The organism is Lysinibacillus sp. NPDC097279, assembly GCF_044761745.1.
GTDB lineage: Bacteria > Bacillota > Bacilli > Bacillales_A > Planococcaceae > Lysinibacillus.
Map to the genome: position 1 here is coordinate 59,074 of NZ_JBIWDA010000002.1, position 22,415 is coordinate 81,488.

Below are 22,415 nucleotides of genomic sequence, written 5' to 3' on the forward strand. Positions count from 1 at the left end.
AGAGATTTAAAAATATGTCAAAAAAGCAACTGATTATGGAGAAAGCATTAGAACTGTTTTCTGAACAAGGCTTTGAAGCAACGTCTGTGCAACAAATTACAGAGCGCTGTGGGATTTCTAAAGGGGCATTTTATTTGTCTTTTAAAACAAAAGATGAATTACTTTTTTCAATGGTTGACTACTTCCTACAGCAATTTATAGCGGATATTGACCAAGTAGTCAGAAACATGAACAACAAAGATGTAGTATTGGTAGATTTTTATAAAGGTATTTTTCAAACGTTTAAAAAACATTCAGCTTCTTCGCGTGTGTTTTTTAATGAAAAAGTATTTCTTACAAAAAAAGAGCTGTTTCATAAAGTAAGTGCCTATGAAGCGGATATGTCGAAGTTTATTGTCCAAATGCTTGAAGAGCTTTATCGAGAAGAGCTACAAGAGACGATATATGATGTTATGTATTGTGTAAAAGGATTTGTGAAAGGCTATGCAGAGCTGTTTATGTTCTCAAATTTGCCGCTTGATTTAGATCAATTGGCAAAATCATTAGCCGAAAAGACAGATATTATTGCTCGTCATACGACAATTCCTTTTATTACAGAGGAACTCGCACAAATTGTAGCAAGACCTTGTGAAGAGGAAGTCACGCAACAATCCTTATTGCAGTTAATCGAACAAAACATCCAGAACTTAGAGCCATCTATTGAGCGTGAATCATTAGAGCTATTAAAAAATCAAGTAGAACACCAAACATACAGTAAACCGATTATTAAAGGTCTAATTGAAAATATTCGCCTACAACCAGGGTGTCAATGGATCGCATATGTATTAGATAAATATTTCTAATTGTACACATTGAATTAGAATTGTTCACAAGGCGTAATAGTGGGCAATTCTCTTTTTTTTTATACAAATTGGATTGAACAAGATGTTTCGTTTTCAATGGGGAAGGAAGCATATTCTAATACTATATACGTTCGTTGTTAAAGGAGGTTTCAATATTTTAGTAATTTATTTCATTAAATTTGAAATCGTTCAAAAAGCCTCATCGCGAAACTAGTTGAAAGGATAGGTCATTGAGTATCGGTAACCTAATTTAACGGCGTCTAACTACATACTGCAACTCTATAATATTATGGAAATAAAATAAAGTGTATAAATAGAAAAAGCTACGCAAATAATGCGTAGCTTTTTAATTTAAAAGATTATACTTCCATAATAATCGGTAAAATCATCGGACGACGTTTAGTTTTCTCGAATAAGTAAGGTCCTAAAACGTCCGTAATTTCATTTTTAAGCTCAGTCCATTGTGGCGTTTTGCTTTGGATGGTTTCGTTAAGATGACGGTTCAGCATTTTTTGTGCTTCATTAATCATCGTACCTGATTCACGCATATAAACAAATCCACGTGAAATAATATCAGGACCAGAAACAATTTTTTGGTTTTCCATATCTACACTTACAACCACTATTACTAAACCTTCTTCGGAAAGTATACGGCGGTCGCGCAGTACGATATTACCAATATCTCCAATGCCGTTACCATCAATATATACATCGCCAGAAGGGATGCGACCTGCGACGTGTGCTTCATTTGCACTTAATGCAAGTACATCACCATTTTCCATTACGAAAGTATTTTCAAGTGGCACATCACAATCTTCTGCTAAATGTGTATGCATTTTTAACATACGGAATTCACCGTGAATAGGCATAAAGAATTTTGGCTTCATTAATCGAAGCATTAGCTTTTGTTCTTCTTGTGATCCATGACCAGATGTATGGATATTATTTAATGCACCGTGAATAACTTCAGCGCCAGCACGGAAAAGTAAATTAATGATTTTATTTACGCTAACCGTATTACCTGGTACAGGTGAAGAAGAGAAGACAACTGTGTCCCCAGGCTGGATTTGAATTTGACGGTGTGTACCGTTGGCAATGCGAGATAGAGCTGCCATTGGCTCACCTTGAGAGCCTGTACATAAAATCATCACTTCGTTTGCAGGTAAACGGTTAATGCTTTGGGCATCAATAAATGTATCTTTTGGTGCGTTGATATAACCAAGTTCACGTCCGATTGTAATGGCATTATCCATAGAACGACCGAATACGGCGATTTTGCGTCCGTATTTAATGGCTGCATCTGTTGCTTGTTGCAAACGGTGAATATTTGATGCGAATGTTGCGAAAATAATACGACTATCAACCTTGCGGAAGATTTCGTCAATACTTTTCCCAACTGTACGTTCAGACATTGTGAAATTTGGTTTTTCAGCATTCGTACTATCAGATAGTAGGCACAGCACACCGTCACGACCGATTTCGGCCATTTTTGTTAAGTTTGCTGGCTCGCCTACTGGAGTAAAGTCGAATTTAAAGTCACCTGTATGCACGATATTGCCAGGAGGTGTTTTTACGACGATACCATAAGCATCTGGAATACTATGCGTTGTTCTAAAGAAGCTTACAGATGTTTTTCTAAATTTAATAACATCATCTTCTTTAATTTCGATTAGTTTAGTTGTACGTAGTAAACCATGCTCTTCAAGTTTGTTGCGCAATAAGCCAAGTGCAAGCTTACCACCATAAACGGGAACATTCACTTGACGTAGTAAATAAGGGATACCACCAATATGGTCTTCGTGTCCGTGTGTTATAAATAACCCTTTAATTTTATCGACGTTTCGTACTAAATACGTGTAATCAGGAATAACATAGTCGATTCCGAGTAAATCGTCTTCTGGAAATTTTATTCCGGCGTCAATTAAGATGATTTCATCTTGAAATTGAACGCCGTAAGTGTTTTTGCCGATTTCGCCCAGTCCGCCGAGCGCGAAAACAGCTGCTTGGTCATTTTTAACAAACTTCATGTTTGTTAAATTTCCTCCAAGACGAAGTTCGGGCTTGCTTGTTCGTAGTCTAAATAGTTACCTTCAAGCAGTTGGATGAACTCAATGTTGTAATGACGGTCTTGTAACTTTTGACGTACTTCACGTTCTGAAGCAGCTTCAAGGTATAGACTTTTAGTGTTTTCGCGAACTGGAATCTCATTTGCTTTTTCTTGATAATAAACTTTGTAAATCATAGTTTGCTCTCCTTTAATTGCGTACATTATTATTGCAGATTTGGCTATTACCACACACGTACTACAAGAAAAAACCGCGAATTTCTAGTATACTTCAAACTAATAAAGAAATGAGCGTTTGAATTTCTTGTATCTCAATACTTTAATCTTGCACTTTTCATAAGGCAGTGAGACAGTGGTTGCGCATAGTCAAATAAATGCATTTCCTTTATATTATCACGCGGCTACTCTAAAATAAAGAAAAGCCCTTCAAATAATGAAGGGCAAATGTTAGGCAATTGATTTTTTTCCGAGTACGCCGCGAAGTTGCTTCAACAATTTTTGCTTTAGTTTCTTCAGCATGGCACATCACTCCTTAGGATCATTATAATTAAAAACGATACCTGTGTAAAGTATTTTGCCTTTGCAATATATTACATAAAGAAAGGAATTATAGAATGAATAAAATCTTATTTTTTGATGTTGATGGTACACTTTATAACAGCGAAAAAATATTGCCAGCTTCGGCAAAGGAAGCGTTATTAGAGGCTCGTCGTAAAGGCTATGAGATTGCAATCGCCACTGGACGTGCACCGTTTATGATTCAATCATTATTAGAAGAACTTGATATAAATACGTATGTGACCTTCAATGGACAGTACGTTGTTTATCGTGGTGAGGTTGTCTATACAAATGGTGTTGACAGAGATGAGTTAGCGAAAATTATTGCTTTTGGTGAAGCGCGTAATGAACCAGTTGTTTTTTTAGACGACAAGCGCATGATTGCGTCAGTTGGAGGACATAACATGGTATCTGAAAGTCTCGGTACTTTAAAATATCCATATCCAGAACTAGACTCATCTTATTATATGCAGAACGATGTATATCAAACACTGATCTTCATGGAAGAGAAAGATGAACATTTATATTCTGAAGCCTTTCCGAATGTTCAGTTTGTACGTTGGCATCCCTATTCATGTGATATTTTACCTAAAGGAGGCTCGAAGGCTGCGGGGATAGAAAAAGTGCTTGCAAAAATGGGGCTTACGTTAGAAGATGCCTTTGCTTTTGGTGATGGGATTAATGATATCGAAATGTTAGAGGCTGTTGGCACAGGCGTAGCGATGGGAAATGGTCATGAAAGAGTCAAGGCAGTTGCTTCGCATATTACAGATCATGTAGATGCGGACGGACTTGCGAAAGCAATGCGCTATCTGAAGATTATCTAAGTGCCAGTCACCCAAACAATTCTGAATTTTTATGGCACTGCTAGTAGGGCTAAATAGGTGAAAACCCACGTAAACCCCTGCGGGAACACACGTAATGTAAGAAGCAACATGCCACTCGACAGCGAGGGTTATAGCTTCCGTCGTGCCCGCAGAAATAACGTGGGTTTTTACTTTAGGAGCTTGTTGCGTTAAATAGCAACGACTTTTAGTTCAATTCCTGCTTCGCTATATTTCACTACCGTTTCTTTCGAGAGCGAGTTATCTGTAATAATCATGTCGACCTGATTTAACGGGCACACTTGAATTGCAACATCTTTATTAAATTTAGAAGAATCTGTTGCGACATAGACTGTTTGCGATATATTAATGAGCTGTTTCCTCGTCATCGCCTCTTCTACACTGAAATCGGATATACCCTTTTCTAACGTTACCCCACTTGCACATATAAACGCCTTATTAATATTCAAATGCTCGAATCGGAAAAGAAAATCATTTGAAGTGACCGACTTTTCTGAATGTCGTATCTTCCCGCCGATAATCATTACTTCAATAGTAGAGCCGATTAAATCAAATGCCACAGGTAGAGAATTTGTAACAACCGTTAGTTTTTCCTTTCCTAAAAGAAATGGCGTCATCTGATAGGTTGTTGTGCCGCTATCAATAAATATGCAATCACCATCCTCTACTAAAGAGGCACAAGCTTTTGCGATAGCAATTTTTTCTGTTAGTTGCTGCGTTAACCGATTGTCCATTAACCCTTCGACAGGTTCAATATATTTTACGCCTCCATAAAATTTCTCGATTTTCTTCTCTTGTACAAGTAGTTGAATATCTCTGCGGATAGTTTCCATTGATACATTGAATTCTTTTGTTAAGGTCACTAATTTTACGACCTTATTATTGCGCACATATTGCAAAATTTGTTGTTGCCTTTCTAATGTGAACATTCCATCACCTCTATTTGTTATTTACTCAAAGTAGTAAAGACTTTGTCAACAGTTGGTCAAAATTTACTCAACATTTACACAAATATGTATTTTCCCTTTACAAATTGCCTCTATACTGTGAGTAACAACTCAAAAGGAGTGAGCGATTTGTTGGAACTAAGAAATATTTCAAAAAGCTATAAAAATAAAAAAGTATTAAATGATATAAATTTAACGATTGGCTCTGGAGAAATAGTTTCTTTATTGGGACCGAGTGGTTGTGGCAAAACAACATTACTCAACATTGTTCTAGGTCTTACAGAACAAACGGATGGACAACTTTTTTACAATGGACAAGATATATCGAAACAATCGATGCAGGAGCGTGGATTTAATATCGTTTTCCAAGATTTTGCGTTGTTCCCACATTTAAATGCCTACGACAATATCGTGTATGGGTTAAAAAATAAAAAACAGCAAATGACAAAAAGCGAGATACAAGAGTATGTTGATTTTTTAGAACTAGCACCACATTTACATAAGAAGGTTCACGAATTATCAGGTGGGCAGAAACAACGCGTATCAATAGCTAGAACCCTTGTAATGCAACCGAAAATATTATTACTAGATGAACCATTAAGTGCGCTGGATGGAGTAATTAAGGAATCCATTAAAGAACGCATTAAATCGATTGCACGACAATTTAATCTAACAACTATTATCGTGACCCATGATCCTGAAGAGGCACTTACGTTATCAGATAAAGTTCTCATTATTAATGAGGGAACTGTTTCACAATATGGTACACCTCATGAAATATTAAAATCGCCAAAAAATCAATTTATCGAAGATTTTATCTTAAGGCAACTTCACATTAAACGTCATAACATCTACCAACTGTTTGGAGAATCCTATGCTTAAAACGAAAAAAATGGTGAAAATTTTGTTTATGCCCATTGCCTTCTTTTTTCTCTTCTTTTTAATTGTGCCATTGCTTTATATGTTTTGGCAGTCCTTGAAAAAAGGCAATAGCATAACGTTACAAAACTATGTAGAAGCATTACAGAGCGTCGAAATACGTGAAGCATTTCTCAATAGTTTTCAAGTATCAATCGTAGCTGCAATTATCACAACCTGTTTAGCGTTTGTATTGGCTTATGCATTACATTTTACGACGATGAATCGGTCTGTTAAAAAACTTGTACACGTAGGGATTACATTACCGATGCTGTTGCCGACAATCACCTATGGTTTTGTACTAATTTATACATTTGGTAATCAAGGCATTATTACTAAATTAGTCGGACAGCCTATTGTGAGCATTTATGGATTTAATGGCTTGTTGATTGGATATGTGCTTTACACATTACCAGTTGCCTTTATTTTAATGCAAAATTCGATGCAGTATATCGATAAACGGTTTTTACTCGTTTCTATGCTGATGCATGATAAACCGTCACGTCGATTTTACCATACCGTACTTCGTCCAATGATAGGAACAATTGGTGGCGCTTTTATTTTAACGTTTATTTTAAGCTTTACCGACTTTGGAATACCCGCATCGGTAGGAGGGAGCTATAAAGTTATTGCTACTGAGCTTTATCAAGCAATGCTTGGCTCTATTGTGCGATTTGAGCAAGGGGCAGTGATTTCTGTATTGATGCTTGTGCCTGCAGTACTTGGTATCGTGATGCTAAGTTTGCTAGATCGATTTAATTTTCAATATAAGCATGCTAGCCAAAGTGAGCTAGTCGTACATCGTCTGCGAGATCGTGTATTTACAGTATTTTCACTAGCATGTGTGAGTTCAATTTTAATCATTTTCTCGACAATGTTCATTGTGCCATTTACAAAGGGATATCCATATGACTTTAGCTTCACATTGGAACATATTCAAAATGTTTTAGCAGAAAAGAATTTAACGAGAGTTTATTTGAATTCACTAATTGTAGCCTTCTTTACAGCCGTATTAGGTGTTTGTATAGCATTTGTTTCAGCTCTTCTCAATGTCAGAACACCACTGAAAGGCAGGAAAACGATAGATATTATGTCGATGGTTACGAACACTGTGCCAGGAATGGTTCTTGGTCTTTCTTATTTGTTTTTCTTTAATGGAAGCACGCTAAAAGGAACCTTCTTTATTATTGTTGCCTATACTGTCGTTCATTTTTTCACAACACCGTATTTGATGGCGAAAAACTCCTTGCAAAAAATGGACCCAACTTGGGAAGTAACGGGGGAATTGTTGAAAGACTCCTGGATACAAACGGTGGTACGCGTTATTTTGCCGAATATCCGTCCAACTATTTTTCAAATGTTTAGCTATTACTTTTTAAATGCCATGGTGACGGTAAGTGGAGTAATTTTCCTTGTCAGTACGAAAACAATGCTTGTCTCTACACGTATTAAAGAGCTTCAGCATTTTGCGAAGTATACAGATATTTTTGTTCTCTCCATTTTTATTTTATGCACTAACCTCATTGTGAAATTAGGCTGTGATTATATAACAACAACTAAAGAAAAGGGTAAGGAGATGGAATGATGAAAAAGTCAACAATCATGATGTTAGGTAGTGTGAGTTCTGCAATTGTATTGGCTGCGTGTGGCAGTGCGGAGGCTGATGCAAACAAGCAAGTCATCATTTATTCAAATGCAGATGATGAAGCGATTGAGGTAATGCAAGCGACATTAGATAAGAAAGGTTATGAAGGCAAATATATCATCCAATCGTTTGGCACATCTGAATTAGGTGGGAAAATGATGGCAGAAGGTACTGATATTGAAGCGGATGTTGTAACGATGGCTTCTTATTTTATTGAAAGTGCGCAAACATCTAAATCCATGTTTGTTGACCTAACCTCTGACTTAAAGCCATTAGACGACGGTGGATCAACCTATGCATTACCGATTTTAGGAAACGTAGGATCAATTTTTATCAATACTGATTTATTGGCACAAAAAGGGCTACCTGTGCCGAAAACAATAAAGGATTTAACGAACCCAGAGTTTAAAGATTTAGTGTCATTTCCAAATATTTTAGATTCATCTACAGGTTGGTTATTAGTTCAAGCGATTATGAACGAATATGGAGAAAAAGAAGGGAAGCAAGTATTAGCGGATTTAATTAAAAATGCTGGTCCACATATTGAAAGCTCAGGTTCTGGACCTATTAAAAAGGTGAAGACAGGGGAAGTAGCTGCAGGATTTGGTTTACGGATACAAGCAATTGATGCAAAAAATGAGGGCTTACCTATTGACTATATTGATCCAACTGAAGGCAACTTTACGTTAACGGAATCTGTTGCTGTTGTAGATAAAGAAGGCGATGAAGCAATGGCAATTGAAATCGCAAAGGTAATTGCAACAGAGGCAAGAACAGATTTATTAAAGCAATATCCTGTAGCGCTTTACGAAGGTGAGCAAGTCGAAGATGAATATGTTCCGCAGTACTTGAAAAAGTGGGATACGACGTTAACTGTCGATTTATTAGAAAAACATCAAGCATTCTTTAAAGAAGCACAACAATAAAGGAGCATAAAGACATGAATAACTACAAATTATTAACACCAGGTCCATTAACTACAACGGAAGCAGTCAAAAAGGAAATGTTAATGGATCGTTGTACATGGGATGACGACTATAAGCAAGTAACACAAACAATACGTAAAAAGCTAGTAGAACTCGCACAAGTGGATGAAACAATGTATTCAGCAGTACTCATGCAAGGTAGTGGTAGCTTCGTTGTGGAATCGGTCCTAACAACGACTATTTGTGACCTTGATAAAGTCCTTATTATAACGAATGGTGCTTATGGAGAACGTATAGTAGAAATGGCGAAAGCCCTTCAGTTGCAGCATGTCGTTTATTGCGTGCCGTATAATGAGCAACCATCGCCTTTAGAAGTGCGAACTATTTTAGAAAACGATGAAAGCATTACACATGTAGCGGTTGTACATTGTGAGACGACAACGGGAATATTAAATCCGATTAATGAAATAGGAGAAGTTATTCAATCATTTAATAAAACGTTTATTGTAGATGCGATGAGTAGCTTTGGTGGTGTGCCAATGGATTTGTCAAACGGACATATTGATTTTTTAATCAGTAGTGCAAACAAATGTATTCAAGGAGTTCCAGGTTTTGGGTTTGTCATTGCGAAAATTGAAGCGTTAGAAAAATGTAAAGGAATAGCCAAAAGTGTTGCATTAGATTTATACAGTCAATGGCAAGTGATGAAAGTGGATGGGAAATGGCGTTTTACATCACCGACACACGTTGTTGCGGCATTTGCGAAGGCGTTGGAGGAACTAGCTGAAGAAGGCGGTATTGAGGCGCGCTACAATCGCTATGCAAAAAACAATGAACTGTTGCGTGAAAGATTATCGCGATGTGGATTTAAGGCCTACATTTCTGAGGAAGTTCAATCACCTATTATTACAACGTTTTTATATCCAAATGAAGCATTTTCTTTCGAGCATTTCTATCAAGAGATGAAACAAGCAGGCTTTGTCATCTATCCAGGGAAGCTAACTGATGTTGATACATTCCGAATTGGTAATATAGGGGATGTTCATGAGGAAGATATTCAAACATTATGCAATGTTATTGAAAACTATATGGCGGTGAAAAATAATGAAAATTGAAGCAGTGATTTTAGATTGGGCAGGTACAGCGGTTGATTTCGGATGTTTTGCTCCAGTAAATGTTTTTCTCACAATTTTTGAAGATGCAGGTGTAACGGTGACACTGGAAGAAGCACGTAAACCGATGGGGATGTTGAAAATTGATCATATTCGAACGATGCTTGAAATGACAAGAATAAGTGAGGCTTGGGAACAACTATATGGACGTGCATATACAGAGCAGGATGTACAAGCATTATATTCACAGTTTGAAACGAAGTTAATGGAATCACTAGCTATGTACACCGACCCAATCCCACATGTAATAAAAACGGTTAATCATTTAAAACAGGCAGGCATAAGTATAGGCTCTACAACAGGCTATACTAAATCTATGATGGAAGTAGTGACTCATCACGCTCAGGAAAAAGGGTATAAGCCTGACTTTTTAGTTACGCCAACTGATGTAGGAGATAAAGGGCGTCCGTATCCTTATATGATTTTTAGAAATATCGAGGAACTTGGCATTCAAGCAACGAAAAAAGTAGTAAAAGTAGGGGATACTACTTCGGATATGCAAGAGGCATTAAATGCAGGGGTTTGGGCTGTAGGTGTCATCATCGGTAGTTCAGAAATGGGTTTAACAGAACAGGAGTTTATGCGTTTATCTGCTGAAGAGCGAGCGGATGCTATCGAAAGAACAAAAGCTGTTTTTGAACAAGCAGGTGCGCATTATACCATTCAAACAATGCAAGAACTGCCTGCACTAATTGAAACAATTAATGCACGATTAGTTTAAAATAAAGCTCTTAAAGCGAAAAAGTGTTAGATTGACTGTCATCAATCTAACACTTTTTGCAATAAATAAAACTTTGCAGAGAGCAATAGTTGATGGTAGCGGAGGCGGCGACTCCTGCGGGAACAGCACACAATGTAAGACGCAACAATCCCGCGCGTTAGCGAGGGTTGCGGCTTACGGTGTGCCCGCGGAAAGCGTCCGCCGTAGCGGATATCAACCAATAGCCACTAGCTTGTCTTAGTCGCGTTCGTACGGTGTAGCGTTTGGAATTTCTGCGAATGGATTTTTTTCGTTAATACGATCATAAAACATGACGCCGTTTAAATGGTCTAATTCATGCTGGAATGCAATAGCTGGCAAGCCTGACAGACGCATTTTTTTCTCTTCACCGTCGATTGTTTTAAATTTCACTGTAATGCGTGCATGACGAGGCACGTAACCAGGTACATTACGATCAACAGATAAGCAGCCTTCACCAGTCGGCAAATAGGTATTTTCAACAGAGTGGCTGACGATTTTAGGATTGATAGCAACAAAGCTAAGTTGTTCGCCTTGGTCATCTTTTAAATGAAGAGCAAACATTCGATGTAGGCTGTTTACTTGATTAGCGGCTAAACCGATGCCACTACGTAAGTCATACTTATCAGCCATTTCTGGATCCTGGCTATTAATTAAAAATTGAAGCATATCTGTAGCCAGTTGTTTTATTTCATCAGTTAAAGGGAATTGAACTTCTATTGTTTTTGTGCGGAGAGTCGGATGACCTTCGCGAATTATATCATCCATTAAAATCATGAGTAAATCTTCCTTTCAATCTTTGTATTACCTTACTTATAAGTATACATCACGCATCGAAACATGCACATGAAAAAAGACTTTATTTGAATAAACTTAAAAATATTTTATGTTGCTATTAGATTATAGAGAACTGGGGTATTCTACTATTGGTAATTATGTATTGAAACGTAATGTTTGTGCGCTTGATGAAAGTTGTTGTAATACAGATTTACTTAGTTAGTAATACAGTATGGGACAGTCTATAATAATCGTTTTTGTAGAAAAATTCTTTAGTATCAGGCGTAATATATGATTGACCGACAGTATTTTATTCAGTATACTGAGTGCTAAGAATAAGTTGTACTAGTTAAAAAGTGATTTATTTTAATACAGTTGAAAGGGAGATGTGACAAATGAGCAAGAAAAACAATAATATTTTTGATCCACAACAAACGCTAGCTGAAATCGAAGAAAAGTTTGAAATGTTTCAAATTTTGAACGAAGAAGGCGAAATTATAAATGAAGAGGCAGATCCGAAATTATCAGATGAAGAGCTAGTTGAGTTAATGACGCGTATGGTTTATACACGTATTTTAGATCAACGTTCCATTTCTCTTAACCGTCAAGGTCGCTTAGGCTTCTACGCACCAACAGCAGGTCAAGAAGCATCACAACTTGCTTCTCATTTCGCATTAGAAAAAGAAGATTGGATTTTACCAGGTTACCGTGATGTTCCACAAATTGTGTGGCATGGTCTACCTTTAGATAAAGCATTTTTATTCTCACGTGGTCACTTCTTGGGGAATCAAGTTCCTGAAGGTGTAAACGTACTAGCACCACAAATCATTATCGGTGCTCAATATATCCAAGCGGCAGGGGTGGCACTTGGTATTAAAAAACGAGGTAAAAAAGCAGTAGCAATTACTTATACAGGTGATGGTGGTTCATCACAAGGTGATTTCTACGAAGGTTTAAACTTTGCTGGTGCATTTAAAGCGCCTGCGATTTTCATCGTTCAAAATAACCAATTCGCGATTTCTACACCACGTGAATTGCAAACGGCAGCAAAAACAATTGCACAAAAAGGTATTGCAGCAGGTATTCCAAGTGTTTTAGTGGATGGTATGGATGCGCTTGCAGTTTATGTTGCAACACGTGATGCACGTGAACGCGCAATTAATGGTGAGGGTCCAACGTTCATCGAAACAATGTGTTACCGTTATGGCCCACATACAATGGCTGGGGATGACCCAACACGTTACCGTACATCTGATACAGATAACGAATGGGCTCTAAAAGATCCACTAGTTCGTTTCCGTAAATACTTAGAGGGTAAAGGTTTATGGGATGAGCAAAAAGAAGAGGCTGTTATCGAGCGCGCGAAAGAAGAAATTAAAGAGGCTATTAAAAAGGCCGATGCTGCTCCAAAACAAAAAGTAACAGAGTTAATGGAAAATATGTATAAAGGCGAAATGCCATCTAATTTAAAAGAACAGTATGAAATCTACAAAGAGAAGGAGTCGAAATAACCTATGGCACAAATGACGATGATTCAAGCAATTACAGATGCTCTTCGCACAGAATTAAAGAATGATGAAAACGTTCTTTTATTCGGAGAAGATATAGGCGTCAATGGTGGGGTTTTCCGTGCAACTGAAGGCCTACAAAAAGAATTTGGTGTTGACCGAGTATTCGATACACCATTAGCAGAGTCAGGTATTGGTGGGTTAGCGATTGGTCTTTCTCTTCAAGGATTCCGTCCAGTTCCAGAAATTCAATTTTTCGGCTTTGTCTATGAGGTAATGGATTCTATCAGTGGTCAATTAGCACGTTTAAGCTACCGTAGCGGTGGTGTGTACAATGCACCTGTAACAATTCGTTCTCCATTCGGTGGTGGTGTGCATACACCAGAAATGCACTCAGACAGCTTAGAAAGTTTAATGACGGCTCAGCCAGGTTTAACAGTGGTTGTGCCTTCAACACCTTACGATGCGAAAGGGCTACTTATTTCTTCAATTCGAAATGATAATCCAGTCATTTTCTTAGAGCATTTAAAATTATATCGTTCATTCCGTGAAGAAGTACCTGAGGAAGCATACGAAATTCCACTAGGTAAAGCTGATGTAAAACGAGAAGGTAAAGATTTAACGATTGTTGCTTATGGCTTAATGGTACACGAAAGCTTAAAAGCTGCAGAAGAACTAGAAAAAGAAGGCCATTCTGTAGAAGTTATTGATTTACGTACAATTCAACCAATTGATATTGAAACAATCATTGCGTCAGTTGAGAAAACAGGCCGAGCAATCGTTGTTCAAGAGGCACAAAAACAAGCAGGGATTGCTGCGAATGTTGTCGCTGAAATTACAGAACGTGCTATTTTGAGCTTAGAAGCTCCTGTTCTTCGTGTAGCAGCACCAGATACAGTGTACCCATTCCCACAAGCTGAAGGTGTTTGGTTACCGAATTTTAAAGACGTAATGGAAACAGCGAAAAAAGTTTTAACATTCTAATGTAGCTTGCATATTTGAAGAAGAGCAAAGAGAAAGGATGGGTACACATGGCATTTGAATTCAGATTACCGGATATCGGCGAGGGTATTCACGAAGGCGAAATTGTAAAATGGTTCGTTAAAGCTGGAGATACAGTAAAAGAAGACGATATCCTTTGTGAAGTACAAAATGATAAAGCAGTCGTAGAAATTCCTTCACCTGTTGAAGGTAAAGTAGAGGAAGTATTAGTAGCAGAAGGTACAGTAGCTGTAGTTGGCGATGTATTAATCCGTTTAGATGCTCCTGGTTATGAAGATATGAAGCTAAAAGGTGACGATCATGCAGAAGCGAAGACAGAGGCACAAGTTCAGTCAACTGCTGAAGCTGGTCAAGAAGTAGCTAAAGAACCTGCTGCTAAAGAAGAAGCGCCAGCAGCTCCAGCAACAGCAGAGGTAGCGGTAAAGCAAGAATCAACGGATAGTACTAAACGCGTTATTGCAATGCCTTCAGTTCGTAAATTTGCTCGCGATAATGATGTCAATATTCATGAAGTAGCGGGTACTGGCAAAAATGGTCGTATTTTAAAAGAAGATATTGAGAATTTCTTAAATGGCGGCGGAGCAGTGCAGTCTGAAGAAGCACCAGTTGCAAATGAAGAAGCAGTTGCTCAACAAGAAGCTGCACCATCTGCGCCTGTTGTTCTTGAAGGTGACTTCCCAGAAACTCGTGAAAAAATGTCGGGCATTCGTAAAGCGATTGCTAAAGCGATGGTACATTCAAAACAAACAGCGCCACACGTTACACTAATGGATGAAGTTGATGTAACAGCTCTTGTAGCACATCGCAAAAAATTCAAAGATATTGCTGCTGAAAAAGGCGTGAAATTAACGTATTTACCATACGTAGTGAAAGCACTTATTTCAACATTGCGTGAATTCCCAGAATTTAACCGCTCATTAGATGATGCAACACAAGAAATCGTTCAAAAGCATTATTACAATATTGGTATTGCAGCTGATACTGAAAAAGGCTTACTTGTTCCAGTTATTAAGCATGCAGATCGCAAATCTGTATTTGCAGTTTCAAATGAAATTAATGACTTAGCAACAAAAGCACGTGATGGAAAACTTGCGCCACATGAAATGAAAGGTGCATCAATGTCTATTACGAATATCGGTTCTGCAGGTGGTCAATGGTTTACTCCAGTAATTAACCATCCTGAAGTAGCAATTTTAGGTATTGGTCGAATTGCAGAAAAACCTGTAATAAAAAATGGTGAAATTGTAGCTGCACCTGTGTTAGCATTATCATTGAGCTTTGATCATCGCATGATCGATGGAGCCACTGCGCAAAATGCTTTAAATCACTTAAAGCGTTTGTTAAGTGAGCCAGAATTATTATTAATGGAGGCGTAACAAAATGGTAGTAGGAGATTTCCCAATCGAAACAGATACTCTTGTCATTGGTTCAGGTCCTGGAGGATATGTAGCAGCAATTCGTGCAGCTCAAACTGGCCAAAAAGTAACAATCGTTGAAAAAAATGTACTTGGTGGTGTGTGCTTAAACGTAGGTTGTATCCCGTCAAAAGCATTAATTTCAGTTGGTCATCGCTTTGAGCATGCTAAACATTCAGATGACATGGGTATCATCGCTTCTGATGTGAAACTAGACTTTTCAAAAGCACAAGCTTTTAAAGACAGCGTTGTTAAGAAATTAACTGGCGGTGTTGAAGGCTTACTTAAAGGTAATAAAGTTGAAATCGTACAAGGTGAAGCATATTTCGTTGACGCTCATTCAGTGCGTATCATCAATGGTGAATCTGCTCAAACTTACACATTTAACAATGTGATTATCGCAACAGGTTCTCGTCCAGTTGAAATTCCAACTTTTAAATTCTCTGAGCGTGTCCTAAACTCTACTGGCGCACTTTCTTTACAAGAAGTACCTGGTAAATTAGTTGTTATCGGCGGAGGCTACATCGGTACAGAGCTAGGTTCAGCTTATGCAAACCTAGGTTCACAAGTAACGATTATCGAAGGTGGCAAAGACATTTTAGCTGGTTTCGAAAAACAAATGACGCAAATCGTTAAAAAAGGCCTTAAAAAGAAAGGCGTTGAAATTGAAGTAAACGCATCTGCAAAAGGCGTAGAAGAAACAGAAAACGGCGTAGTAGTAACATATGAAGTTGGCGGAGAAGAGAAAAAAGTCGAAGCTGATTATGTATTAGTAACTGTTGGTCGTCGTCCAAATACAGATGAAATGGGTCTTGAAGGTGTTGGAATTGAATTCGGCGAACGTGGTCTAATTAATGTTGACAAACAATGCCGTACAAACATTCCAAACATCTATGCAATTGGTGACATCGTAGCGGGTCCACAGCTTGCACACAAAGCTTCTTATGAAGGTAAAGTTGCTGCTGAAGCAATCGCTGGCGAAAAATCAATCGTAGACTATTTAGCTGTTCCTGCTGTATGCTTCACTGATCCAGAAATGGCGACAGTTGGCTACAACGAAGATCAAGCTAAAGCTGAAGGTATTGAATATACTGCAGCGAAATTCCCATTCGCAGCAAATGGTCGTGCACTTGCATTGAACCAAACAGAAGGTTTTGTGAAACTAGTTGCGCGTAAAGAAGATGGCTTATTAATTGGTGCTCAAATCGTAGGTGCTGGTGCATCTGATATGATCGCTGAAATGGGCTTAGCAATCGAAGGCGGCATGACTGCTGAAGATATCGCGTTAACAATTCATGCTCACCCAACTTTAGGTGAAATTACAATGGAAGCTGCTGAAGTATTACTAGGCAACCCAATCCATATTGTAGCAAAAAAATAATTTAACACATATAACACGACTATAAAGCACATACGCTTTATAGTCGTTTTTTTGTATAATTTTAGTAACTTTGATACAGTAAAACTATTGAAAGACTATTCGAAAAAATAGGGGTGGGACGAAATGGAATTAGGCTTAAAGGGAAAAGTGGCGATTATTACTGGTTCAAGTAAAGGTATTGGCTATTATACGGCGATGCAGCTTGTGAAAGAAGGCGCGAAGGTAGTTATTAGTGCACGCGGCGAAAAACAGCTACAAGTAGCCGCTGGATGCATTAAAAACGAAACGGGCGAGGAAGTGTTAATTGTTCCGACAGATATCACAAAGGAAAAAGATTGTAAGAGACTTATAGAGCGTACAGTAGAGCATTTTGGGCGTATTGATATTGTTATTAATAATGCGGGTACAGCGTCAGCCAATCCATTTGAAACGGTTAGCAGTGAAGTGTGGCAAGCTGATATTGATTTGAAAGTATTCGGTGCGATTAACTGTTCCAAATATGCAGTGCCCCATATGCGAAAGGTTGGCGGTGGAGCAATTGTTAATGTAACGGCTGTAATGGCTAAAACGCCTCCTGCAAGTTCCCTTCCTACAACGGTGAGTCGTGCGGCTGGACTAGCGTTAACGAAGGCGATGAGCAAGGACTTAGGGAAAGATAATATCCGTGTGAATTCGGTCTGTATTGGTTTAATTCGAAGTGATCAAATTGAACAGCGATGGAAAAAAGATGCTCCAGAGCTATCGTGGGAAGACTATTCGCAAAAAGTCGGTCAAACGATTCCGCTTGGCCGTGTAGGAGAAACACAAGAGGCGGCAAATGTCATAACTTTTTTAGTTTCAGATGCAGCGAGTTATGTGACGGGTACTGCTGTTAATATAGACGGTGGTTCAGGACACGCCTTATAGTTTAACCGACAAAAACTGATAAGCAAAACACACTAAATTATTGACGTTTTTCTTCCTTTTATTTTCCATAAAATGTTGGAGAAAGTTTGCGCTATGAAGAGGTTATTGCATAAAAAGGAGCAACCTATTAAGTATTAGGTTGACTCTTTTTTCTATTGTTTTTCTAAAATTATAATAGACAGAAAATTCCTGCAGTTGTAGAATAAGCGTAATAGGGGGTGAAAAGAGGCGAAATGTTGAACGAAAAATTTACGATGATTTTAATGCGTGCTGTCCGTATTATTGTCCAAATTGCAATCCTCAATATTTTTTATTACATTGGTGTGGGCATTGTTTCGTACTTGCACATTCCGCTTCCTGGAAGTGTAATTGGATTACTGTTATTAGCACTTTTACTCAATTTTAAAATAATTAAAGTAGAATACATTCAAGATGGTGCTAGTTTTTTAATTGGCATTTTAACATTATTTTTTATTCCAGCAACGGTTGGTATTATTGATTATCCAGAATTAATGTCCACAACAGGGCTGTTCATTATTTTAGCTGTAATTGCTAGCACATTAATGGCCATTTATATAACAGGCGTGTTGACCCAACAAATTGAAAAACGAGAATTAGCGAAAAAAGAAAAAGAAGTGAATGTTGAAGAGGGGAAGGGAGAATTATCTGTTGATTGAACTTATAGTTGTACTTGGTACGATAGGGCTGTTCGTTTTATTTACGAAGCTTTATCAACGGTTCCCGCATCCTATAATGATTCCATTAGTGACAACAACGATTGTCAGCGCCGTTATTTTAGTCGTCTTTCAAATTCCGTATTCAACTTATATGGTAGGTGGGGAATGGCTGCAAAAAATGCTCGGTCCAGCTGTTGTGGCACTCGCATATCCACTTTATAATCAAAGAGCTATTATTATGAAATATAAATACTCAATTCTTTCAGGGATAATGCTAGCAATGGTTACAGGATTGCTTACAATTTTTGTCATGCTAAAATGGATCGGTGTAAAGGATAGTTGGATGCTGACAGCCTTGCCTAAGTCGTTAACAACACCAGTAGGTATGCAAGTAAGTGAAACAATTGGTGGAATTCCTCCTTTAACGGCGGTTTTTGTAATGATTGCAGGTTTTGTTGGAGCTATTATTGGGCCATTAGTTATCAAATATGGAAAAATTGATTCTGCTGTTAGTAGAGGTGTAGCGATAGGAAGCGCCTCGCATGGTGTAGGGCTTGTAAAACTGCGAGAGTATGGTGAACAAGAATTATCGGTTGGCTCGCTTTCTATGGGGCTTACAGCAATTATAGGGGCGTTTCTATGTCCGCTCTTTGTTTATCTATTTATGTAATAAAATGCCCTTTACAAGATAAAACGCGCTTGTAAAGGGGTGTGGTCTTTTCAAAGTGTAGCTTGTCTAACTTTTTTCAATGATTAATTGAATGGTATGCGCAAGTCCAGTGTGTAAGCTACCTTCATTTCGTATTTGTTCGCCTGTAAAAAAATGAATAATTTTATAGGGCTGACACCAAGTAAGAACAGAAATAGGATTATATAATAAATTTATATTTTGTGGGCCACCTGTGGCATAGGGTAGTTGGTATATGGAATATAATTCCATGATTATACGACCACCAGGTTTTACAGAATGGACAATACGATTAAAAACGGCTTGCTGCTGTTCTTGAGGAAAATGACCAAAAACCATGACCGCAGCGTCAAATTTTTCGATTGGTAATTCATCTTGCAGTAAATCAACAAGTTGAGTATTAACTGTAACACAATGCTTTCTTGCTAGCTGTGCTGTTTTCTCAAGACCGCTTTTAGCGTAATCGAATGCAGTAACTGCATGCCCTTTAGATGCTAAAAAAACCGCATTTCTACCTTCGCCTTCAGCATATGCTGCTACATTTACATACCCCTTTAAATAATCTACATAGTTTTCTATAAATGCATTTGGTTGTTCACCATAAATATATTCCGCTGATTTAAAACGTTCATCCCATGTATTCATTCAATTCACTCCCTTTTTAAATATTGTAAGTAATGACCAATACTTAATCTAATTTTTCGCTTCGTAAAATAGAAATTGCGCCAAATAACACAGTTGCAACTTGAAATTGACAAAGTGCACTCCCTGAAATATGGAATTAAAGGAAATGTTTTAATAAAATTTAATTAATAACAGAAAGGGGAGTCCATATATGAAATTTAGTGAAAAACTTTTTAAACTAAGAAAAGAAAAAGGTTTATCGCAAGAAGCACTAGCTGAAAAATTAAATACTACTAGGCAAGCTATAAGTAAGTGGGAAAATGATCAAGGTTTTCCTGAAACCGAGAAACTCTTAATGCTTGGCAATATTTTTGAAGTGTCAATAGATTACTTGTTAAAAGATACTGTTGAACATAGTCATGAAGATGAACATAGTTATTATGTCAGTAAAGAAATGGCGGAAGGATATGTTTTATCTCAACGTAAAATTTCTAAGTATTTTGCTATAGGATTTAGTTTGCTTATCGCATCTACTATTCCTTATTTCCTTTTTAAACAAGATCCATTAATTTATACTATTTTCATTACTATTATTGTTGTTTTTGGAATTGGGTCAATTGCAGCAGGCTTTATAGAGGAAGATCGTTATTCTATTCTGAAAAGAGAAGTATTAATATTTGACCATCATTACTTAAAAGAATTGAGCAATAGGTACGAAGAAGTGAAGAGAAAGAATACGGCAATTATGGTAGTAGGCTTATGCTTAATTGTAGCAGGTGGTATTTCATTCTTATTAGTAAAAAAAGAAATTGTAGCAGCATTCGTGTTAATGCCTTATTATCCATTACTTATTGCATTTATTGCAGTTGGGGTGTACCTGTTCATCCGGACAGTGTCAGTAATAGATTCTTATAGAATATTAGTGAAAAATAAGGAACATATTCAACGCTTAAATAATACAGTATTAAATAAATTTAGAAAAAAGTTAAATAACTTTTAATCATTATTTGAATAAGTTTAGTAGACATAATGAGGTGCTCGAATAGTGGATAAAAGGTATCAAGGAGTTTATCTTGATACCTTTTATTTATTGATAGAAGTAGTGCTGTCTCTCCTGCTCAAGTTTACTGCTTACAGTGTACCGAGTGGACAGCGCAATATGTGACGGAAATCACTGAATACTAGCATTCAGAAGAGGTAGCGTTGCATTGTTAAATAATTGCTCTACGTTCTTTAATAACACGAATCGTTTTTAAGGTTGTATCTTCTGGTCCTTGAACTGGTAAACCAGCTTCAATATTCATTTGAATGTAATGAATATTTTCTTGCGTAATTATTTCCCCGGGAATAAAAATTGGAATTCCAGGTGGATAAACCATTATGAATTCAGCGCAAATACAATTATCTGCCTCTGCAAGAGGGACTACCTCTGTATCTGCATAAAATGCATCACGAGGTGACATTGCAAGTGCTGGAATTTCAGGAACATTGACAACCGCTTCAGTAATGGCAGCTTCTGAATCAAAAGCTTTTGACATACGACCTAGTGCATTGATTAGAAGATTAATTTCTTTTTTCGTATCTGCTAATGTCACTAAACATAAAATGTTATATAAGTCTGATAATTCCACTTCGATATTTGCGTTATGACGAAGCCACTCCTCAGCTTGGTGACCTGAAATACCTAAGTCTTTTACACTAATTAACAGTTTCAATGGATCCATATCATATGTTGCAGATGAGTGAAGCTTTTCCTTACCTGCACATTTTAAATGTGGAATTTGGTTAATGCGTTTACGTGCATCTCTTGCTAAACGCAGTGCATCGTCGATTAAATCATAGCCATGAATAGCTAGCTGACGACGAGCTGTGTCAAGTGACGCAAGTAAAGGATAGGACGTTGACGTTGTTGTCAGCATTGAAAAGACAGCCTGTACACGTTTGGCAGAAACTAACCCTTCACGTACATTTAAAATTGAAGTTTGCGTCATAGAGCCTCCAAGCTTATGTACGCTTGTTGCAGCCATATCTGCGCCAGCCTCCATTGCAGAGTAGGGAAGCTCGTCATGGAATTTTATATGAACACCATGAGCTTCATCGACAACGACTGGTATATTACGACGATGGACAATTTCGACAATGCGTTTTAAATCCGCTGAAAAGCCGTAATATGTTGGATTAATGACAAGAACAGCCTTTGCGTCTGGGTATGCATTTAATGCCTTTTCAACAGCTTCCGCTGAAATACCATGAGAAATGCCATATTCACTATCTACCTCAGGATGAATAAAAATAGGAATGGCACCAGCGAAAACAATCGCTGACATAATGGATTTATGAACATTCCGTGGTACTAGAATTTTATCACCTGGACCGACGACGGTCAGAATCATCGTCATAATGGCGCCACTAGTACCTTGAACGGAAAAGAATGTATGATCAGCACCAAAGGCTTCTGCAGCAAGTGCTTGTGCATCCTTGATTGCACCTTTTGGTGAATGTAAGTCGTCTAGTGGAGCAATGTTAATTAAATCGATTGATAAAACGTTGTCGCCGACGAATTCTCGGAAAGCAGGATCCATACCGTGCCCTTTCTTATGGCCTGGAATATGGAACTGAATTGGATGTCTGTTCCGATGTTTTAGTAATACGTCGAACAATGGAGTCTCTAATTGTGACAACGCAGGTACCACCTCACTTTTATAATATCTAAGAAAACAAATGAATTATAGCACCTAACGACATGAAAAAATAGACTTTAATTAAAAAAATAAAGGGAT

Annotated in this window: 21 protein-coding genes; 15 read left to right on the top strand and 6 right to left on the bottom strand. The window is 37.7% G+C overall.

Annotation, left to right across the window (positions count from 1 at the left end; all coding sequences use genetic code 11):
- Window positions 1–14 precede the first annotated feature (14 nt).
- Window positions 15–842, top strand: coding sequence for a TetR/AcrR family transcriptional regulator (locus tag ACIQ1H_RS10395; RefSeq protein WP_402888661.1), 828 nt, complete (start codon window positions 15–17; stop codon window positions 840–842).
- Between the two features lie 359 nt (window positions 843–1,201).
- On the opposite strand, the gene rnjA is transcribed toward ACIQ1H_RS10395, so the two are convergent.
- Both rnjA and ACIQ1H_RS10405 read right to left on the bottom strand, forming a co-directional pair.
- Window positions 1,202–2,869 carry a ribonuclease J1 gene (rnjA, locus tag ACIQ1H_RS10400; RefSeq protein WP_173477925.1) on the bottom strand — a complete coding sequence of 556 codons (1,668 nt, stop codon included), beginning with the start codon at window positions 2,867–2,869 and terminating at the stop codon, window positions 1,202–1,204.
- Window positions 2,870–2,874: 5 nt separating this feature from the next.
- On the bottom strand, window positions 2,875–3,084 hold the full coding sequence (locus ACIQ1H_RS10405; protein WP_173477924.1) for a DNA-dependent RNA polymerase subunit epsilon: 210 nt from the start codon (window positions 3,082–3,084) through the stop codon (window positions 2,875–2,877).
- Between the two features lie 437 nt (window positions 3,085–3,521).
- Here ACIQ1H_RS10405 and ACIQ1H_RS10410 point away from each other — a divergent pair, with 437 nt between their 5' ends.
- Window positions 3,522–4,292, top strand: a complete 771-nt coding sequence (locus tag ACIQ1H_RS10410; RefSeq protein ID WP_402888664.1) for a Cof-type HAD-IIB family hydrolase — start codon at window positions 3,522–3,524, stop codon at window positions 4,290–4,292.
- 188 nt (window positions 4,293–4,480) lie between these two features.
- Here the strand turns inward: ACIQ1H_RS10410 and ACIQ1H_RS10415 are convergent, their stop codons facing one another.
- Window positions 4,481–5,239 (bottom strand): DeoR/GlpR family DNA-binding transcription regulator, encoded by a 759-nt coding sequence (locus tag ACIQ1H_RS10415; protein ID WP_402888666.1) that lies wholly within the window; start codon window positions 5,237–5,239, stop codon window positions 4,481–4,483.
- Window positions 5,240–5,386: 147 nt separating this feature from the next.
- Here ACIQ1H_RS10415 and ACIQ1H_RS10420 point away from each other — a divergent pair, with 147 nt between their 5' ends.
- The 5 genes from ACIQ1H_RS10420 to phnX are packed head-to-tail and all read left to right on the top strand — an operon-like array spanning window position 5,387 to window position 10,639.
- Entirely contained in the window at window positions 5,387–6,139 is a 753-nt protein-coding gene (locus tag ACIQ1H_RS10420; RefSeq protein ID WP_402888667.1) for an ABC transporter ATP-binding protein, read from the top strand.
- Window positions 6,132–7,760 carry an ABC transporter permease subunit gene (locus ACIQ1H_RS10425; RefSeq protein WP_402888668.1) on the top strand — a complete coding sequence of 543 codons (1,629 nt, stop codon included), beginning with the start codon at window positions 6,132–6,134 and terminating at the stop codon, window positions 7,758–7,760. The genes ACIQ1H_RS10420 and ACIQ1H_RS10425 overlap by 8 nt, the downstream gene beginning before the upstream one ends.
- Window positions 7,760–8,746: an extracellular solute-binding protein gene (locus ACIQ1H_RS10430; protein ID WP_402888669.1), complete on the top strand. Its 987-nt coding sequence runs from the start codon at window positions 7,760–7,762 to the stop codon at window positions 8,744–8,746. Before ACIQ1H_RS10425 ends, ACIQ1H_RS10430 begins: the two co-directional genes overlap by 1 nt.
- Window positions 8,747–8,760: 14 nt before the next feature.
- Window positions 8,761–9,861 (top strand): 2-aminoethylphosphonate--pyruvate transaminase, encoded by a 1,101-nt coding sequence (gene phnW, locus ACIQ1H_RS10435; protein ID WP_402888671.1) that lies wholly within the window; start codon window positions 8,761–8,763, stop codon window positions 9,859–9,861.
- Window positions 9,851–10,639: a phosphonoacetaldehyde hydrolase gene (phnX, locus tag ACIQ1H_RS10440; RefSeq protein ID WP_402888672.1), complete on the top strand. Its 789-nt coding sequence runs from the start codon at window positions 9,851–9,853 to the stop codon at window positions 10,637–10,639. The genes phnW and phnX overlap by 11 nt, the downstream gene beginning before the upstream one ends.
- A gap of 237 nt (window positions 10,640–10,876) precedes the next feature.
- Here phnX and def read toward each other — a convergent pair whose 3' ends face one another.
- Window positions 10,877–11,434: a peptide deformylase gene (gene def, locus ACIQ1H_RS10445; RefSeq protein ID WP_402888674.1), complete on the bottom strand. Its 558-nt coding sequence runs from the start codon at window positions 11,432–11,434 to the stop codon at window positions 10,877–10,879.
- A gap of 395 nt (window positions 11,435–11,829) precedes the next feature.
- Between def and pdhA the strand changes: the two genes are divergently transcribed.
- The 7 genes from pdhA (at window position 11,830) to ACIQ1H_RS10480 (ending at window position 18,993) form a co-directional block, all read left to right on the top strand.
- Window positions 11,830–12,945 (top strand): pyruvate dehydrogenase (acetyl-transferring) E1 component subunit alpha, encoded by a 1,116-nt coding sequence (pdhA, locus tag ACIQ1H_RS10450; protein ID WP_173477916.1) that lies wholly within the window; start codon window positions 11,830–11,832, stop codon window positions 12,943–12,945.
- A gap of 3 nt (window positions 12,946–12,948) precedes the next feature.
- Window positions 12,949–13,926, top strand: a complete 978-nt coding sequence (locus ACIQ1H_RS10455) for an alpha-ketoacid dehydrogenase subunit beta (RefSeq protein WP_173477915.1) — start codon at window positions 12,949–12,951, stop codon at window positions 13,924–13,926.
- 47 nt (window positions 13,927–13,973) lie between these two features.
- Complete coding sequence (locus ACIQ1H_RS10460; RefSeq protein WP_402888676.1) at window positions 13,974–15,320, top strand: dihydrolipoamide acetyltransferase family protein; 1,347 nt, start codon at window positions 13,974–13,976, stop codon at window positions 15,318–15,320.
- Between the two features lie 4 nt (window positions 15,321–15,324).
- Window positions 15,325–16,740 (top strand): dihydrolipoyl dehydrogenase, encoded by a 1,416-nt coding sequence (gene lpdA / locus ACIQ1H_RS10465; RefSeq protein WP_337981958.1) that lies wholly within the window; start codon window positions 15,325–15,327, stop codon window positions 16,738–16,740.
- Window positions 16,741–16,863: 123 nt separating this feature from the next.
- The gene (locus tag ACIQ1H_RS10470; protein ID WP_173477912.1) at window positions 16,864–17,646 is read left to right on the top strand and encodes an SDR family NAD(P)-dependent oxidoreductase; all 783 of its coding nucleotides are present in this window, start codon (window positions 16,864–16,866) and stop codon (window positions 17,644–17,646) included.
- Between the two features lie 233 nt (window positions 17,647–17,879).
- A complete protein-coding gene (locus ACIQ1H_RS10475; protein ID WP_402888678.1) occupies window positions 17,880–18,323 on the top strand; it encodes a CidA/LrgA family protein in 444 nt (147 codons plus the stop codon).
- Window positions 18,316–18,993, top strand: a complete 678-nt coding sequence (locus ACIQ1H_RS10480; RefSeq protein WP_402888680.1) for an LrgB family protein — start codon at window positions 18,316–18,318, stop codon at window positions 18,991–18,993. Before ACIQ1H_RS10475 ends, ACIQ1H_RS10480 begins: the two co-directional genes overlap by 8 nt.
- 66 nt (window positions 18,994–19,059) lie before the next feature.
- On the opposite strand, the gene ACIQ1H_RS10485 is transcribed toward ACIQ1H_RS10480, so the two are convergent.
- On the bottom strand, window positions 19,060–19,656 hold the full coding sequence (locus tag ACIQ1H_RS10485; RefSeq protein WP_402888682.1) for a methyltransferase domain-containing protein: 597 nt from the start codon (window positions 19,654–19,656) through the stop codon (window positions 19,060–19,062).
- Window positions 19,657–19,846: 190 nt separating this feature from the next.
- Here ACIQ1H_RS10485 and ACIQ1H_RS10490 point away from each other — a divergent pair, with 190 nt between their 5' ends.
- Window positions 19,847–20,635 (top strand): helix-turn-helix domain-containing protein, encoded by a 789-nt coding sequence (locus tag ACIQ1H_RS10490; RefSeq protein WP_402888684.1) that lies wholly within the window; start codon window positions 19,847–19,849, stop codon window positions 20,633–20,635.
- Between the two features lie 211 nt (window positions 20,636–20,846).
- Here ACIQ1H_RS10490 and ACIQ1H_RS10495 read toward each other — a convergent pair whose 3' ends face one another.
- Window positions 20,847–22,316, bottom strand: coding sequence for an aminotransferase class I/II-fold pyridoxal phosphate-dependent enzyme (locus tag ACIQ1H_RS10495; RefSeq protein WP_402888686.1), 1,470 nt, complete (start codon window positions 22,314–22,316; stop codon window positions 20,847–20,849).
- Window positions 22,317–22,415 lie beyond the last annotated feature (99 nt).

Bases quoted from the DNA above. Each gene is read 5' to 3' on its own strand.
- ACIQ1H_RS10430 (WP_402888669.1), top strand. From the start codon at position 7,760: ATGAAAAAGTCAACAATCATGATGTTAGGTAGTGTGAGTTCTGCAATT.
- lpdA (WP_337981958.1), top strand. From the start codon at position 15,325: ATGGTAGTAGGAGATTTCCCAATCGAAACAGATACTCTTGTCATTGGT.
- pdhA (WP_173477916.1), top strand. From the start codon at position 11,830: ATGAGCAAGAAAAACAATAATATTTTTGATCCACAACAAACGCTAGCT.
- ACIQ1H_RS10485 (WP_402888682.1), bottom strand. From the start codon at position 19,656: ATGAATACATGGGATGAACGTTTTAAATCAGCGGAATATATTTATGGT.
- ACIQ1H_RS10395 (WP_402888661.1), top strand. From the start codon at position 15: ATGTCAAAAAAGCAACTGATTATGGAGAAAGCATTAGAACTGTTTTCT.
- rnjA (WP_173477925.1), bottom strand. From the start codon at position 2,869: ATGAAGTTTGTTAAAAATGACCAAGCAGCTGTTTTCGCGCTCGGCGGA.
- ACIQ1H_RS10460 (WP_402888676.1), top strand. From the start codon at position 13,974: ATGGCATTTGAATTCAGATTACCGGATATCGGCGAGGGTATTCACGAA.
- phnW (WP_402888671.1), top strand. From the start codon at position 8,761: ATGAATAACTACAAATTATTAACACCAGGTCCATTAACTACAACGGAA.
- ACIQ1H_RS10425 (WP_402888668.1), top strand. From the start codon at position 6,132: ATGCTTAAAACGAAAAAAATGGTGAAAATTTTGTTTATGCCCATTGCC.
- ACIQ1H_RS10490 (WP_402888684.1), top strand. From the start codon at position 19,847: ATGAAATTTAGTGAAAAACTTTTTAAACTAAGAAAAGAAAAAGGTTTA.
- ACIQ1H_RS10470 (WP_173477912.1), top strand. From the start codon at position 16,864: ATGGAATTAGGCTTAAAGGGAAAAGTGGCGATTATTACTGGTTCAAGT.
- ACIQ1H_RS10415 (WP_402888666.1), bottom strand. From the start codon at position 5,239: ATGTTCACATTAGAAAGGCAACAACAAATTTTGCAATATGTGCGCAAT.
- phnX (WP_402888672.1), top strand. From the start codon at position 9,851: ATGAAAATTGAAGCAGTGATTTTAGATTGGGCAGGTACAGCGGTTGAT.
- ACIQ1H_RS10455 (WP_173477915.1), top strand. From the start codon at position 12,949: ATGGCACAAATGACGATGATTCAAGCAATTACAGATGCTCTTCGCACA.
- ACIQ1H_RS10405 (WP_173477924.1), bottom strand. From the start codon at position 3,084: ATGATTTACAAAGTTTATTATCAAGAAAAAGCAAATGAGATTCCAGTT.
- def (WP_402888674.1), bottom strand. From the start codon at position 11,434: ATGATTTTAATGGATGATATAATTCGCGAAGGTCATCCGACTCTCCGC.
- ACIQ1H_RS10410 (WP_402888664.1), top strand. From the start codon at position 3,522: ATGAATAAAATCTTATTTTTTGATGTTGATGGTACACTTTATAACAGC.
- ACIQ1H_RS10475 (WP_402888678.1), top strand. From the start codon at position 17,880: ATGTTGAACGAAAAATTTACGATGATTTTAATGCGTGCTGTCCGTATT.